The organism is Methylobacterium sp. 190mf (assembly GCF_900107945.1).
In the GTDB taxonomy this organism is placed as follows: Bacteria; Pseudomonadota; Alphaproteobacteria; order Rhizobiales; family Beijerinckiaceae; genus Methylobacterium.
In genome coordinates, this window is the sequence record NZ_FNVI01000022.1 from 76,086 (window position 1) to 91,435 (window position 15,350).

The 15,350-nt window shown below is 70.4% G+C and carries 13 protein-coding genes, 1 tRNA gene and 1 riboswitch; of the genes, 4 read left to right on the forward strand and 10 right to left on the reverse strand.

Annotation, left to right across the window (positions count from 1 at the left end; genetic code table 11):
• Positions 1–34: 34 nt before the first annotated feature.
• Positions 35–96, reverse strand: a riboswitch (Fluoride riboswitch).
• A 64-nt stretch (positions 97–160) separates the two neighbouring features.
• The 8 genes from C4T42_RS23460 to C4T42_RS23495 form a co-directional block, all read right to left on the reverse strand.
• Entirely contained in the window at positions 161–1,141 is a 981-nt protein-coding gene (locus C4T42_RS23460; RefSeq protein WP_020091339.1) for an oligopeptide/dipeptide ABC transporter ATP-binding protein, read from the reverse strand.
• Entirely contained in the window at positions 1,138–2,118 is a 981-nt protein-coding gene (locus tag C4T42_RS23465; protein WP_020091340.1) for an ABC transporter ATP-binding protein, read from the reverse strand. Before C4T42_RS23465 ends, C4T42_RS23460 begins: the two co-directional genes overlap by 4 nt.
• A gap of 139 nt (positions 2,119–2,257) precedes the next feature.
• Positions 2,258–3,229, reverse strand: a complete 972-nt coding sequence (locus C4T42_RS23470; RefSeq protein ID WP_020091341.1) for an ABC transporter permease — start codon at positions 3,227–3,229, stop codon at positions 2,258–2,260.
• A 175-nt stretch (positions 3,230–3,404) separates the two neighbouring features.
• Positions 3,405–4,385 carry an ABC transporter permease gene (locus C4T42_RS23475; RefSeq protein WP_042672011.1) on the reverse strand — a complete coding sequence of 327 codons (981 nt, stop codon included), beginning with the start codon at positions 4,383–4,385 and terminating at the stop codon, positions 3,405–3,407.
• 10 nt (positions 4,386–4,395) lie between these two features.
• Entirely contained in the window at positions 4,396–6,012 is a 1,617-nt protein-coding gene (locus C4T42_RS23480; protein ID WP_100252894.1) for an ABC transporter substrate-binding protein, read from the reverse strand.
• A 351-nt stretch (positions 6,013–6,363) separates the two neighbouring features.
• A complete protein-coding gene (locus tag C4T42_RS23485; protein ID WP_103985949.1) occupies positions 6,364–9,522 on the reverse strand; it encodes an efflux RND transporter permease subunit in 3,159 nt (1,052 codons plus the stop codon).
• Between the two features lie 18 nt (positions 9,523–9,540).
• Positions 9,541–10,821 (reverse strand): efflux RND transporter periplasmic adaptor subunit, encoded by a 1,281-nt coding sequence (locus C4T42_RS23490; protein WP_103985950.1) that lies wholly within the window; start codon positions 10,819–10,821, stop codon positions 9,541–9,543.
• Positions 10,822–10,977: 156 nt separating this feature from the next.
• Positions 10,978–11,406, reverse strand: coding sequence for a hypothetical protein (locus C4T42_RS23495; RefSeq protein WP_020091346.1), 429 nt, complete (start codon positions 11,404–11,406; stop codon positions 10,978–10,980).
• Between the two features lie 250 nt (positions 11,407–11,656).
• Here C4T42_RS23495 and C4T42_RS23500 point away from each other — a divergent pair, with 250 nt between their 5' ends.
• From C4T42_RS23500 to C4T42_RS23510, 3 genes are all read left to right on the forward strand, one after another.
• Positions 11,657–12,220: a L,D-transpeptidase family protein gene (locus C4T42_RS23500; RefSeq protein WP_020091347.1), complete on the forward strand. Its 564-nt coding sequence runs from the start codon at positions 11,657–11,659 to the stop codon at positions 12,218–12,220.
• A 168-nt stretch (positions 12,221–12,388) separates the two neighbouring features.
• On the forward strand, positions 12,389–12,937 hold the full coding sequence (locus tag C4T42_RS23505; protein ID WP_012321386.1) for a formaldehyde-activating enzyme: 549 nt from the start codon (positions 12,389–12,391) through the stop codon (positions 12,935–12,937).
• A 93-nt stretch (positions 12,938–13,030) separates the two neighbouring features.
• A complete protein-coding gene (locus tag C4T42_RS23510) occupies positions 13,031–13,663 on the forward strand; it encodes a hypothetical protein (RefSeq protein ID WP_020091348.1) in 633 nt (210 codons plus the stop codon).
• Between the two features lie 50 nt (positions 13,664–13,713).
• Here C4T42_RS23510 and C4T42_RS23515 read toward each other — a convergent pair whose 3' ends face one another.
• Both C4T42_RS23515 and C4T42_RS23520 read right to left on the reverse strand, forming a co-directional pair.
• Positions 13,714–14,757, reverse strand: a complete 1,044-nt coding sequence (locus tag C4T42_RS23515; RefSeq protein ID WP_020091349.1) for a MaoC family dehydratase — start codon at positions 14,755–14,757, stop codon at positions 13,714–13,716.
• A 12-nt stretch (positions 14,758–14,769) separates the two neighbouring features.
• Complete coding sequence (locus C4T42_RS23520) at positions 14,770–15,072, reverse strand: YggT family protein (RefSeq protein WP_020091350.1); 303 nt, start codon at positions 15,070–15,072, stop codon at positions 14,770–14,772.
• A 123-nt stretch (positions 15,073–15,195) separates the two neighbouring features.
• Between C4T42_RS23520 and C4T42_RS23525 the strand changes: the two genes are divergently transcribed.
• Positions 15,196–15,271: transfer RNA gene (locus tag C4T42_RS23525), tRNA-Ala, on the forward strand.
• Positions 15,272–15,350: the final 79 nt, after the last annotated feature.

Sequence of the window (15,350 nt, forward strand, 5' to 3'; positions counted from 1 at the left end):
GCGGGTGCTTGCAAGACGCACTCCCACCGCCGGTTTCGCGGTAGGAGTCATCAGCCCTGACGGGCGGTTTCGGGGAACTCCATCCCCATCGGGGACGGCCCATAGCGCCTGCGCGGGCCGAGCGCAACGGCCGCCCGGGGCAGCCCCCCGGGCCCGCTGGTCAGGCCCGCCCCTCCTGCACGGCGTGGCAGGCGACGCCGTCGAGGAGCGCCGGCACCTCGGTCCGGCAACGGTCGTTGGCGAGCGGGCAGCGCGGGTTGAAGGTGCAGCCGGGCGGCGGGTCGATCGGGTTCGGGATCTCGCCGGAGACCGGCACCCGGGCGCGGCCGACATGGGCGAGGTCGGGCACCGCGTCGAGGAGCATCCGCGTGTAGGGGTGGCGCGGCGTCGCGAACAGGTCCCTGGCGGACGCGACCTCCACGAGGCGGCCGAGATACATCACGCCCACCCGGGTCGCCATGTGGCGGACCACGGCGAGGTTGTGGGAGATGAACAGGTAGGTCAGCCCCAGCCGGTCCTGCAGGTCGCGCATCAGGTTGAGGATCTGCGCCTGCACCGAGACGTCGAGCGCCGAGGTCGGCTCGTCGCCCACCAGGAACTCGGCCTGGCTCGCCAGCGCCCGGGCGATCGCCACCCGCTGGCGCTGCCCGCCTGAGAATTCGTGCGGGTATTTTCGGGCGTCGTCGGCGTGGAGACCGACGAGGCCGAGGAGCTCGCCGACCCGGGCACGGATCGCCCCCTCCCCCTGGATCAGGTCGAAGGCCCGGATCGGCTCGGCGATGATCTTCCCCACCCGCCAGCGCGGGTTCATGGACGCGTAGGGGTCCTGGAAGATCATCTGGATGCGGGCGCGCAGGCGCCGCCGCGCCGCGGCCTGGCGCGGGTCAGTCATCGAGACGCCGGTGATCCGCACCTCGCCGGCCGTGGGCGGCAGCAGGCCGACCACCATCCGGGCCACCGTCGACTTGCCGGAGCCGGATTCGCCGACGATCGCGAAGGTCTCGCCCTTCTCGATCGCGAAGCCGACGCGGTCGACCGCCGTGAGGAATTTCCGCGGCTCGCGCTCGATCACCCGGTTGAGCCAGGGCTTCGAGACGTCGAACTGGCGGCGCAGGTCGGTGACTTCGACGTAGGCGCTCACGCTGCGCGCTCCGCTGCATCGTACAGGTGACAGGCCACCCGGCTCGCGTCGACCGGGATCGGCTCGGGCCGCTCGACGCGGCAGCGGGCGAAGACCTTCGGGCAGCGCGGGTTGAAGGCGCAGCCCTTCGGGATGGCGGTGAGCCGCGGCATCGATCCGGGGATCTGGCTCAGCCTTTCGGCCTCCTGCGACAGGGTCGGGATCGCCCCCATCAGGCCGACCGCGTAGGGGTGGTGCGGCTTGGCGATCACCGACGCGACCGGGCCGATCTCGGCCACCCGTCCCGCATACATCACCGCCACCCGGTCGGCGGCCTCGGCGATGACGCCCATGTCGTGGGTCACCAGCATCACCGCGGTGCCGTGCTCGCGGCACAGGCGCTTGAGCAGCGTGATGATCTGGGCCTGGACCGAGACATCGAGGGCAGTCGTCGGCTCGTCCGCGATGATCAGCTCCGGCTCGGCCGCGAGCGCGAGGGCGATCACCACCCGCTGGCGCATGCCGCCGGAGAACTCGTGCGGGTAGCCGTCGATGCGCCGCTCGGGCGCCGGGATGCCGACCTCGGCGAGCAGGTCGATGGCGCGGCTGCGCGCCGCCTTGGCGGACAGGTCGGTGTGGGTGCGCAGGGTCTCGACGATCTGGTCACCGACCCGGAACAGCGGGTCGAGCGAGGTCAGCGGATCCTGGAAGATCATGCCGATGCGCTTGCCGCGCACCCGCCGCATCGCCTCGGGGGAGAGGTTGTCGATGCGCTCGCCCCGCAGGCGGATCTCGCCGCCGGCGATCCGACCGGGGCGGTCGATCAGCCCGATCACCGCCGAGCCGGTCACCGACTTGCCGGCCCCGGACTCGCCGACGACGCCCAGGATCTCGCCGCGGCCGATGTCGAACGAGACCCGATCGATGGCGGTGAGCGGCCCGCGGCGGGTGTCGAAGGCGACCGTCAGGTCGCGCACGGAGAGGATGGTGTCGGTCATGCCTTGGCCGTTCCGGCGTCGGGCCGTCGGACGACCCCTCCCGTCCTTGCGAGCGGAGCGAAGCAATCCAGCGGCGCCGCGCTCACCGAGGTCGCGCTGCCCTGGGTCGCTTCGCTGCGCTCGCGATGACGATGCCCGATCATTGCAGCTTCGGATTGAGCGCGTCGCGCAGCCAATCCCCCAGGAGGTTGATGGCGATGACGAGCCCGGCGAGCGCCAGCCCCGGGAAGGCGACGATCCACCACTCGCCGGAGAACAGGAACCGGTTGCCGGTGCGGATCAGCGTGCCGAGCGACGGCATCGTCTCGGGCAGGCCGGTGCCGAGGAACGACAGGGTCGCCTCCGTGATGATCGCCAGCGCGAGGTTGATCGTCGCGATCACGAAGACCGGGCCGGTGACGTTCGGCAGGACGTGGCGGACCATGATCACCGGGGGCGACAGGCCGATCAGCCGCGCCGCCTGGACGTAGTCCTTGCCCTTCTCGACCATCACGGAGGAGCGCACGGTCCGGGCGTACTGCACCCAGAAGGACAGGCCGATCGACACCACGATCAGCCCGATCAGCGGCCCGACATCGAGCGCGCTGCCGAAGCTCGCCTTGGCGACGCCGTCCACCACCAGGGCGATCAGGATCGCCGGGAAGGTGAGCTGCACGTCGGCGACCCGCATGATCAGCGTGTCGAGGAAGCCGCCCGCGTAGCCGGCGATCAGGCCGAGGGCGATGCCGAGGATGCCGGAGGTCAGCACACCGAGCACGCCGACGATCAGCGACAGGCGCAGGCCGTACAGCACCGCCGAGAGCACGTCCCGGCCCTGGTCGTCGGTGCCGAGATAGAACGGCGCCTGTCCGTCCGCCTGCCAGATCGGCGGCAGGTTGGAGTTGATCAGGTCGAGCTGGGCCGGGTCGTAGGGGTTCTGCGGGGCGATCCACGGGGACGCGAAGGCGAGCCCGACCATCAGCAGCGTGGCGATCAGCGCCGCCACAGCGGTTTTCGAGCGCAGGAAGTTCGCCAGCAGGTCGGAGTCGCGCCAGCGCGCGAGCCGCGAGGGCTTCGCCTCCGGCAACGGGACCGGCGGCGCGTCGCCGGCGTCGAGGTCGTACCCGCTCATCGGCCGCCCCTCACGCCATGTCCAGTCGGGAAGCTCAGGGAGGCACCTGTCGTCTTTGCGAGCGGCGCGAAGCGATCCAGCAGAGCCACGCCGACCGGACGCGCGCTGCCCTGGGTCGCTTCGCTGCGCTCGCGATGACGGGGTGGCCGGGCGGAGGAGTCCGTCATGTCCGACCTCACGCCGTCCGCCCCGCGGGCAGCCGCAGGCGCGGGTCCACCACCGTGTAGAGGATGTCGACCACGAGGTTGATGGTCACGAAGATCAGCGCGACGAGCAGCAGGTACGCGGACATGATCGGGATATCGACGTTCTGCACGGCCTGGACGAAGAGCAGGCCCATGCCGGGCCACTGGAACACCGTCTCGGTGATGATCGAGAAGGCGATGACCGAGCCGAGCTGCAGCCCCGCGATGGTGATCACCGGCACCAGGGTGTTCTTGAGCGCGTGCCGCAGGTGGACGGCGCGGGTGGTGAGCCCCCGCGCCCGGGCGAAGCGGACGTAGTCGGTGCGCAGCACCTCCAGCATCTCGGCGCGGACCAGCCGCATGATCAGCGTCATCTGGAACAGGCCGAGCGTCACCGAGGGCAGGATCAGCGCCTTGAGCCCGGAGGCGGTCAGGAAGCCGGTGGTCCACCAGCCGAGCCGCACCGTGTCGCCGCGCCCGTAGGAGGGCAGCCAGCCCAGCGTCACCGAGAACAGGTAGATCAGCAGGATACCGATCAGGAAGGTCGGCAGGCTGATCCCGATCAGCGAGACCGCCTGGAACAGCCCGGCGAGCCAGGACTCCCGGCGCAGCGCGCAGTACACGCCCATCAGGATTCCCACCACCAGGGCGAAGACCGTCGCGCAGAAGGCGAGTTCCAGCGTCGCCGGCATGCGCTCGGCGAGCAGCTGCGAGACCGGCTGCCGGAACTGGTACGAGATGCCGAACTGGCCCCGCACCACGTTGCCGGCGTAGCGGACGAACTGGACCAGGACCGGGTCGTCGAGGCCGAGATCCGTCCGGATCTGGGCCCGCTCGGCCACGGTGGTGTCGGGCCCGACGATCTGGTTCACGGGGTCGCCCGCGAACCGGAACATCGCGAAGGCGATGAGCCCGACGACCGCGAGGACCGCGGCCGCCTGGATCACCCGGCGCAGCAGGAAGGCGAGCACGCCCCGGCCCCTACTGCGGGTCCTTCGACACCCAGTAGAGCAGCAGCAGGTTGTCGGCGCGCTGCGTCAGGTGGACCTTCTTGGAGACGCCCCAGGCCAGCGCCTGCTGGTGCAGCGGGATGTAGCCCCAGTCGGCGTTGAGGACGTCGAAGCCCTCCTTGATCAGGGCGTCGCGCTTGGTCTTGTCGGTCTCGGATTCGACCTTGTCGGCGATCGCGTCGATCTTCGGGTCGCAGTAGCCGGCGAGGTTCCAGCTGCCCCGGCCCGACTTGTCGCCGGGCTTCCGGCAGCCGACGATCTCGTAGAGGATGTTGTGGCTGTCCAGTGAGGACGGGGTCCAGCCCAGCAGGTAGAACGAGGTGTCGTAGGCAGGCGCCAGCACCTTGGCGAAGTACTTGGCCTTCGGCTGGGCGTTCAGGTTCACCTTGACGTTGATGCGGGCCAGCATCGAGACCACCGCCTGGCAGATCGCCTCGTCGTTGACGTAGCGGTCGTTCGGGCAATCCATGGTCAGCGAGAACCCGTCCGGGTAGCCCGCCTGGGCCATCAGCTCCTTGGCCTTCTTGAGGTCGGTGGCCGGGCGCTTGAACTCGGCGCCGCGGTCGTAGAGGGCCGGGGCGATCATCAGCGCGGAGGGCACCGCCTGCCCGCGCATCACGCGCTTGGCGATCGTGTCCTCGTCGATGGCGAGGTAGAAGGCCTCGCGCACCTTGATGTCCTTGAACGGGTTCTTGCCCTTGACGCTGGAATCCTTCAGCTCGTCCCGGTCCTGGTCCATGCCGAGGAAGATCGTGCGCAGCTCAGGTCCCGCCATCACGGTGGCGGTGCCGCTGGCGTTGACCCGCTGCTGGTCCTGCAGCGGCACCGGGTCGATCCAGTCGACCTCGCCGGAGAGGAGCGCGGCGACGCGGGTCGCCGGGTTGGCGATGGTGGTCAGCACCGCCTCGTCGAGGTTCGACTCGACCTTGCCCCAGTAGCCGTCGAATTTCTTGAAGACGGTCTTCACGCCGGGCTGGTGCTCGGTGATCACGAACGGGCCGGTCCCGTTCTCGTGCAGCGTGGCGTAGCTCGGGCTGGTGGCGCTGGGCGGCGTCGGCTGCACGACGCCGTTCTTCTCGGACCACGCCTTCGACATGATCACCCAGGTCGGGAACTGGGCGATGGCGATCGGGTTCGGCTTCTTCAGCACCATGTCGACGGTGAAGTCGTCGACCTTCACGAACTCGGCGTCGGCGGGCACGTTGGTGGTGAAGTTCGAGCCCGGGGCGCGGACGCGCTGGGCGGAGAAGATCACGTCGTCGGCGGTGAACGGCGAGCCGTCGTGAAACTTCACGTTCTTGCGCAGGTGGAAGCGCCAGCGGGTCGGCTCGGGCGTCTCCCAGGATTCGGCGAGGCCGGGGGCGAATTTCAGGTTCTTGTCGAGGGTGACGAGGGACTCGTAGGCCGCCTGCTGCATCCCTTCCGTGAAGCTCTCCTTGAGGGAGTACGGGTCGAGGGATTTCAGGTCACCCTGGAAGGCGAAGCGGAAGACGTTGGCGGCCTGCGCGGGCAGCGCGGCGAACGCGAACGTCGCGACCGTGCTCGCGGCCACGCCGCGGGCGAGGGTCTTCAGGGCTGAGCGGGACAAGCGGATCTCCGAGACCGTGAATGCGCCACCGGCCGGCTGCCCCGGCGGTGTCCACCGCGGCGTCAGCAAGCATCGGACCATCTGTATACAAGACGAGGGCCGAGCCTGTCGCGGGGGCGCGACATCTCGTGTCTTCCGAAGCGCGTTCCGAAGCGCGTTTTCCCCGCTTCATCCCCGTTACAGAATCGCGGCTTAGACGCGCCCCGTCTTGGCGAGCGCACCGAAGCCATCCAGGGCGGCGCCGCGCGACGGCGCGCTGCCCTGGGTCACGTCGCTCCGCTCGTGATGACGGAGCGGGCGGCATCCAGCGAAGACGTCGACCGGACGCCGCAACGCGCGGCCGGCGCCGGCCTACTCGGCCGCCACCCGCGCCGGCTCGTGCCGCGTCTCGGCCTCCGCCGCCTCGCCCTCCGCCACCGCCTTGCGCCGGAACAGGCGCATGACGACGACGAAGAAGACCGGCACGAAGAACACCGCCAGCACGGTCGCGGTGATCATGCCGCCCATCACGCCGGTGCCGATCGCCTGCTGGCTCTTCGAGGCGGCGCCGGTGGCGATGGCCAGCGGCACCACGCCGAAGATGAAGGCGAGCGAGGTCATCACGATCGGCCGGAACCGGAGCGTCGCCGCCTCGACCGCGGCCCGCACCACGGAGGTGCCGGGCTTCCAGAGGTCCTTGGCGAACTCCACGATCAGGATCGCGTTCTTGGCCGAGAGGCCGATGATCGTGATCAGCCCGATCTTGAAGTACACGTCGTTGGGCATGCCGCGCAGGTACACGGCCGCCACCGCGCCGATGACGCCGAGCGGGATCACCAGCATCACCGAGACCGGGATCGCCCAGCTCTCGTAGAGCGCGGCGAGGCACAGGAACACGATCAGCACCGACAGGGCGAGCAGCAGGCTCGCCTGGCTGCCCGCCTGCTTCTCCTGGTAGGACTGACCCGTCCAGGCGTAGCCGAAGCCCTTCGGCAGCTGCAGCATCAGCCGCTCCATCTCGGCGATGGCGTCGCCCGACGTGTAGCCGGGGTTCGGCTCGCCGGTGAAGCGCACCGACTGGTAGCCGTTGAAGCCGACGATCTGGCTCGGCCCCATGCTCCATTTCAGCTCCGCGAAGGACGACATCGGCACCATCGTGTTGGTGGCGTTCTTCACCGCGTAGTTGAGGATGTCCGACGCGTTCATGCGCTGGAGCTGCTCGGCCTGCACGTAGACCCGCTGCATCTTGCCCCGGTTGGGGAAGTCGTTCGGGTAGACCGAGCCGAGGTTGAGCTGGATCGTGTTGTTGATGTCCTCGAACTTCACGCCGAGCGCGGCCGCCTTCTCGCGGTCGATCACCAGCTCCGCCTGCGGGGTCGGCGGCAGGCCCTCGATCTTCACCTTCTGGAGAACCGGGCTCTGCGAGGCCAGCTTCAGGAGCTGTTCCTGGGCCGACAGCAGGGCCGCGTAGCCGCGGTTGGCCCGGTCCTGCAGGCGGAACGAGAAGCCCGCCGCGTTGCCGAGGTTGTCGACCGGCGGCGGCTCCTGCGCGTCCACCGTGGCGTCGCGGTACGTGGCGAGGGCCGCGTTGGTGCCGGCCACGAGCGCGGCGGCCGAGTTCTTGGCGTCGCGCTCGGACCAGGGCTTCAGGGTCACGAAGGCCTGGCTGGTGCTCGGGGCCTGCCCCGAGAACGAGAAGCCGTTCAGCATCGTCACGGTGGCGACGCCGGGCTGCGCCAGCAGGTGCTCCTCGACCTTGCGCACCGCCTCCTGGGTACGGTTGTAGGAGGCGCCCGGGGGCGTCTGGATGTCGACCGTGAAGAAGCCCTGGTCCTCCACCGGCAGGAAGCCCTCCGGCAGGTTGACGAAGGCGTAGGCCGTGCCCGCCACCAGCGCGACGTAGACCAGCATCACCCGGCCGGACTTCCGGATGAACGCCGCGGTACCGCGGCCGTAGCGGGCGGTCTCGCGATCGACGAAGCGGTTGAACATCCCGAACACGCCGCCCTTGGCGTGGCCGTGCCCCTTCTCGATCGGCTTCAGGAAGGTCGCGCAGAGCGCCGGCGTCAGCGACAGGGCGAGCAGCGCCGAGAAGGCGATGGAGGTCACCATCGCGATCGAGAACTGCCGGTAGATGATGCCCACCGAGCCGGGGAAGAACGCCATCGGGATGAACACGGCGATCAGCACCAGGGTGATGCCGATGATCGCGCCGGTGATCTGCCCCATGGCCTTCTTGGTGGCCTCCTTGGGGGGCAGCCCCTCCTCGTTCATGATCCGCTCGACGTTCTCCACCACCACGATGGCGTCGTCGACCAGGATGCCGATGGCCAGCACCATGCCGAACATGGTGAGCACGTTCACCGAGAAGCCCGAGATCCACATCACCGTGACCGTGCCCATGAGGGCGATCGGCACCACGATGGTGGGGATCAGGGTGTAGCGGATGTTCTGCAGGAACAGGAACATCACGAGGAAGACCAGCACCACCGCCTCGACCAGCGTGTGCAGCACCTTCTCGATGGAGGCCTCCACCGCCGGGGTGATGTCGTAGGGGATGTCCCACTTCAGGTCCGGCGGGAAGAACTGGGACAGCTCCACCATCTTGGCGCGGATCGCCTTGGCGGTCTCGAGCGCGTTGCCGTCCGGGGCGAGCGTCACCGAGATGCCGGCGGCCGGGCCGCCGTTGAGGCGCGTGGAGAACTGGTAGGCGTCGCCGCCGAGCTCGATCCGGGCGACGTCGCGCAGGCGCACGTTCGAGCCGTCGGGATTGGCCCGCAGCACGATGGCGCCGAACTCCTCGATCGTGCCGAGCTGGCCCTTCACGATGATCGGCACGGTGAGCGCCTGCCGGGTCGGGCTCGGCTGCGCGCCGACCGAGCCGGAGGCGACCTGGACGTTCTGGTTGCGGATCGCGTCGGTGACGTCCGAGGCGCTGAGCGAGAGGCCGCGCAGCTTGTCGGGATCCACCCAGACGCGCAGCGACCGCTCCGTCGAGTAGAGCGTCGCGCGGCCGACGCCGGGGATGCGGCGGATCTCGTTGATGACGTTGCGGATCAGGAAGTCGCCGAGGCCGACCTCGTCCATCGACCCGTCCTTGGAGACCAGGGTGATGATGTTGAGGGTCGCGGCCGAGGCCTCCTCCACGAGGATGCCCTGCTGGCGCACCTCGGCCGGGAGGCGCGCCTCCACGCGCTTCAGCCGGTTCTGCACCTCGACCGAGGCGAGCGACGGGTCGGTGCCGGGCTGGAAGGTGGCGGTGATGTTGACCGAGCCGAACGAGTCGGTGGTCGACTCGAAGCTCATGATGTTGGCGGCGCCGTTCAGCTCATCCTCGATGAGCCGGGTGGTGCCGATGTAGAGGCTCTCCACGGAGGCGCCCGGATAGGCCGTGGACAGGGCGATGGAGGGCGGGGCGATCACCGGGTACTGCGCCACCGGCAGGTTCGGGATGGCGAGCGCGCCGCCGAGGCAGATGAACAGCGCCACCACCCAGGCGAAGACCGGGCGGTCGATGAAGAAGCGTGCCATGATCGGGCTCTCCCGGACTCAGTGGCGCTGCTGGACGGCGGCGGCCCGCGGGGTGACCTCCGCCTTGTCGCCCGGCACGTCGGGCGCCTCGTCGGTGTCGTGCTTCGGTCCGGTCTCGCCGTGGACCGGGGTCTGGTCGAGGGGCTTCACCTTGGCGCCGACGGTGATCTTCTGGAAGCCGTCGATGATGACGCGCTCGCCGGCCTTGAGGCCCGAGCGGATCAGCCAGTTCTGCCCGACCACCGGCCCGACCTCGACGGGCTGGCGCATCACGGTCTCGTCGGCACGCACGATCCAGACCTCGGCGCGGCCGTCGTCGGTGCGCTGGATCGCCTGCTGCGGCACCGCGATCGCGTCGGAATCGATGCCCTGCTTGATCCGCGCCCGCACGTACATGCCGGGGAACAGCTCGTCGTGCGGGTTCGGGAACTGCACCCGCAGCGTCACCTGGCCGGTGCTCGGGTCGGCGGTGACGTCCGAGAACAGCAGCCGGCCCGCCAGCGGGTAGAGGGAGCCGTCATCCATGATCAGGTGGACGTTGGCGGTGTTGTCCTCCAGGCGCGCCAGCTCGCCGCTCGCGAGGTCCCGGCGCAGGCGGTTCAGCTCGCCGACCGACTGGGTGATGTCGACGTAGATCGGGTCGAGCTGCTGGATCGTGGCGAGCGCCCCCGTGGAGCCCGGCTCGATCAGCGTGCCCTCGGTGAGCAGCGCCCGGCCGATGCGGCCGGTGATCGGCGCGCGCACGTCGGTCCAGCCGAGGTTGAGCTGCGCGCGGTCGCGGGTCGCCTTGGCGCCGGCCACCTCGGCCTCCGCCTGCTTCTTGGCCGCGAAGGCGGCGTCGTACTGCGCCTGGCTCGCGGTGGCGCGGGAGAGCAGCTGCTCGAGCCGGTCGGCCTGCTGGCGGGCGAGCACCAGGGCGGCCTCCTGGCGGGCGAGGGCCGCCTCGGCGCTGGCGAGCTCGACCTCGTAGGGCGCCGGGTCGATCTTGTAGAGGATGTCGCCCTCCTTGACCTGGCTGCCCTGCTCGAAGAGCCGCTTGACCACGAGCCCGGAGACCCGGGAGCGGACCTCGGCGATGCGCATCGGCGCGACGCGGCCCGGCAGGTCGCGCAGGTAGGGGATCGCCTGGGGCTCGACCTTGACGAACCCGACCTCCGGCACCGGCGGGGTCGGCGCGGCGACCTGCTTCGGGTTGCAGGCGGCGACACCCAGCAGGAGCAGGGCCGCGGGCAGGAGGGCGGTCGCGCGGGCCGAGGCGCGGAACGACGACGGGATTCTGGCGGACAAAGTGCGGGTCACGATTACCGACGCTCCTGAAAGCATGCGTCTGCTGAGGCTGGCGCGGAGCGTGGGCCCGCGCATCGTCGAGTCAGATCCCGGGACCGGTCACGAGGCCGGTCGGGCGAAGATCAGGACGGGCGCGCCATCATGCCGGCCGCGAGACCGGCGCGCGCGTCAGGCCCGGCGTGGAGGCCGGTGCGGCGAACCGTCCGGCGCGGAGGCCGGTACGCTGTCGGACCTGTAGTCGAACGATGCGTTGACAGTGTGACGGGGGCGCGGCGCGTCGACCGGCGGGCGCGGCAGCCCCAGTTCGGTGAGGATCTCGCTGTCGGCGGCGCAGAGATCGGTGCGGCCGAAGACCGAACGCTTGGCCTCGGACCGCTTGGCCTCGGGCTGCGCGTCCGGCGTGCCGGACAGGATCGTCAGGCGCGGGCTCGCGATGGCGCAGGCCGGGCCCTCCGGGCGCGCGGCCTCGGCCCGCGCGGGCGCGGCCACCAGCGCGGCCGTCGCGAGTACGAGCAGCGCCAGCGCGGCGAGGCCCCGGGCGAGGCGGTCCGGCAGGCCCGCGGCGCGGCGGGTCAGGAGAGCGGCGGATCGGATCACGAGTCTGAGATAAGCACGGCTGTCGCCGCGCGCAATCACCCACGGCGTCGCGCCACCCGCCCAGTGTTGCGCGCAGCACACAGCTGCGCCCGGAAGTGGCCATACTGGCGGGCCGGCCTCAACCTTGCCGTGAAGTCCGGGCCGGCTCTCCCCATGCGCGCAGGGGTTCCGCGCGGGCCCGGCCGAGATCTGCGAAGACCCGCCGAGATCCGCGAAGAACCGCGTCGCGACGAACGGAGGACGGAAGACCATGGCGAGACGGATCGCGCTACTCGGGCTCGCGGGCCTGCTGCTCGGGAGCGCCCCGGCGGCGGCCGCCAACCCGCTGGACAGGGGTCCGATCGCGGACTTCCTCAACATCTTCCGCAGCCAGGCGATCCCGCGCGAGACGGTGGCGTGGACCGGCAAGGAGAAGCCCGGCACCATCGTGGTCTCGACCCGCCAGCGCCGGCTCTACTACGTGCTCGGCGGCGGCGCGGCGGTCCGCTACGGCGTGGGCGTCGGGCGGCAGGGCTTCTCGTGGTCCGGCACCAAGACCGTCACCATGAAGAAGGAGTGGCCGGACTGGCGCCCGCCGCAGCAGATGCTGGCCCGCCGCCCCGACCTGCCGCGGTACATGGCCGGCGGCCAGGACAACCCGCTGGGCGCCCGCGCCCTCTATCTCGGCTCGTCGCTCTACCGCATCCACGGCTCGAACGAGCCCGAGACGATGGGCGCGGCGGTCTCGTCCGGCTGCATCCGCATGACCAACAAGGACGTGACCGACCTCTACGACCGGGTCCGCGTCGGCACCAAGGTCATCGTGCGCGACTGACCGGGCGGGCGGCCGCGACGGCCGCCCCCCTCCGGCCGCCCCCTCCTCCCGCGCCGCGGAGCCGCAGCCGGTGGCGTGCGCCCGCCCGCGTCGACAGGCGCGGCGGGCCGGTGTTAGGAGCCGCGCCGTCGGGCAGAGCCGGATCGCCCGACCGCCACGAGGGACAGCATGAACGAGCGCATCATCCTGCGGGCCGGCGAGGCCCTGGTCGCGGGCGGGCCGCCCAACACCGCCTCCGAGCCCGAGGTCATCATCGGCGAGCTCGACGGGCCGGTCGGCACCGCCCTGGCCACGCTGACCGGCGATCAGGTCGTCGGCCACAGCCGCGTCTTCGCCCTGCTCAACACCGACATCATGGTCCGCCCGGTCACCCTGTGCGTGTCCAAGGTCAGTGTCACCGAGAGCAAGTACACCTCGATCCTGATGGGCACCGTCCAGTTCGCCATCGCCAACGGCGTGCTGGACGCCGTGCGCGCCGGCTACATCCCCAAGCACAAGGCCAACGACCTCGGCATCATCTGCTCGGTCTGGCTCAGCCCCGGCGTCATCGAGGCCCAGCACGTCGACCACAAGGCGCTGTTCGACATCCAGCGCCGGGGCATGACCGAGGCGATCCGCAAGGCCATGACCAACGAGCCCTCGATCGACTGGCTCCTCGAGAACCAGGACAAGATCACCCACAAGTACTACCAGATGGGCCTCGACGGAAAAATCTGAGCGCCCGGTCAGCGGCGGGCGGGGCGCGCACGATCCCGCGGGCGGCCACGGCCAAGCCTGTCGCGATCCGGTGCCTTCGGGTAGGATGGCGGCATGAGCAGACGCGCCGATTCCCGTCCGTTCCGCCGCCTCGCGGCCGGCCTCGTGCTCGGGGCCTGCTGGCTCCCGGCCGGTCCCGCCGCCGCCCAGGCGCTGTTCTGGCCGTCCATCGGCTTCGCGCCGCTGCCCTCCTTCGCGTGGCCGCAGATGCCCGAGGACGCGTACGGCCGCTGGACCGGCTCCTACGCCCGCCTGTCGACCGGCTACGCGGTCAGCACGTCCCGGCATCTCGGCAGCTATTCGGGACCGACCATCGGGTTCGAGGGCGGCCGGATGTGGCAGGAGGGCCCGATCCTCTACGGCATCAGCGGCGGGTTCGACTATCTCGCCGGCCTCGGCGGCAACCTCACGCCGGGCTACGGGCGGCTCGCCTATTCCAACGACTTCGCCGGATCCCTGGAGGTGAAGGTCGGCACCCTCGTCGCGCCGGACGTGCTGGTCTACGCCAAGACCGGCGCCCTGGCCCTGCACCAGACGCTGCGCGTCGGGCCGACCCCGGGGTCGCTGCCGTTCGCGCGCCAGGACATCGCGGTCCGGCCGGTGGCCGGCGTGGGCGTCGAGTGGGCGGTCACGGACCGCCTGTCGCTGGCGGTCGAGGCGGGCGTGGTCGGCGGCGGGATCCGCTGAGGCGCGCCCCCGCCGGCCTCGCCGAGCGGTGCCGTCCGGGGCGCGGCCGCCTATTTCGGCACGAACGCCCAGTAGTCGAGGTCGAGGATCACCGCCGGGTCGTAGCCGTCGCCGGCGCGGTCCGGGAAGGCGCCGCAGGGCTGGTTCTTGGTGGCGACCGTCCGCAGGCGCAGGAGCCCGACATCGTCGCGGCCGACATCGGCGGTCGCCAGCACCTCGCTCCAGGCATAGACCGTGTCGCCGGCGAAGAGCGGCGCCACGTGGCGGCCGGCGTTGATGCCCGCGAGGGCGAAGGCGTTGCCGAGCCCGTTGAAGCTCAGCGCCCGCGCCAGCGAGATCACGTGGCCGCCGTAGATCAGGCGCCGGCCGAAGCGGGTGTCCTTGGCGGCCAGCCCGTCGAAATGCACCTTGGCGGTGTTCTGGAACAGGCGCGTGGCGATCTGGTGCTCGGCCTCCTCGACGGTCATGCCGTCGACGTGGTCGATCTTCTCACCCACCGTGTAATCCGCGAAGCGGTGCGGGCTGCCGGCGAGGTCGGTATCGTAGGCGGCGGCCGAGAGCTTCGGCAGCGCGCCCGCGAGGTCCTGCGGGTCGACCACCTTGGCGAGGCTCGGCACGTGCTCCTCGGCGATCGCCGCCTCGGGGTCGCGCTTGCGCACGAGCACCCAGCGGCAATAGCTCAGCACGGTCTCGCCGCGCTCGTCGGAGCCCACCGAGCGGACGTAGACCACGCCGGTCTGCCGGTTCGAGCTCTCCTTGAGGCCGATCACCTCCGACACGGTGGAGAGCGTCTCGCCCGGGTAGACCGGCCGCCGGAACCCGCCCTCGGCGTAGCCGAGATTGGCCAGCGCGTTGAGGGAGACGTCCGGGACGGTCTTGCCGAACACCATGTGGAAGGTGAGCAGGTCGTCGAGCGGGCTCTTCGGGTAGCCGATGGCCCGGGCGAAGGCGTCCGACGACTGCACGGCGAAGCGCGGCCCGTAGAGGCCCGTGTACAGCGCCACGTCGCCCACCGTCACGGTGCGCGGGGTGGCGTGGCGGATGGTCTCGCCGAGGCGGAAATCCTCGAAGAAGCGGCCAGGATTCGTCTTCACGGGCGTTCGACCCTACTGCGTGTAAACGTAAGCTGCGGGCACGGCGTATTCATGCAGCAGACGGCTGATGAACAGCAGCAGCAAGATGAGGATGATCGGCGAGATGTCGACGCCCCCGAGATTGGGCAGCAGGTTGCGGATCGGCCGCAGCACCGGCTCGGTCAGCCGGTAGAGCACCTCGCCGATCTGCGCGACGATCGGGTTGCGCACGTTCACCACGTTGAACGCGACGAGCCAGCTGAGAACCGCGCTTGCGATGAGGACGTAGATGAAAAGCTGGACGACCGTGTCGAAGAGCCAGATCAGGGCGTTCATGCGGGTCCGCGCGTATCCTTCGGGCCGCCCGCACCCCAGCGCCGGAGCGGCGCGCGGCGGGCGACGTTGAAACAGGGAATTGACAGGCTGAGCCGCCCGCGCCTACAAGGCCGGCGCCTCGACGGGGCTGTAGCTCAGATGGGAGAGCGCCGCAATCGCACTGCGGAGGTCAGGGGTTCGAATCCCCTCAGCTCCACCAGGCTTTCCTGGTGACAAGACAGCGTCCCGGTTCCGCAGCGATAGCGCTGGCGCGGCCGGGACTTAGCGCCGGTCCGCGG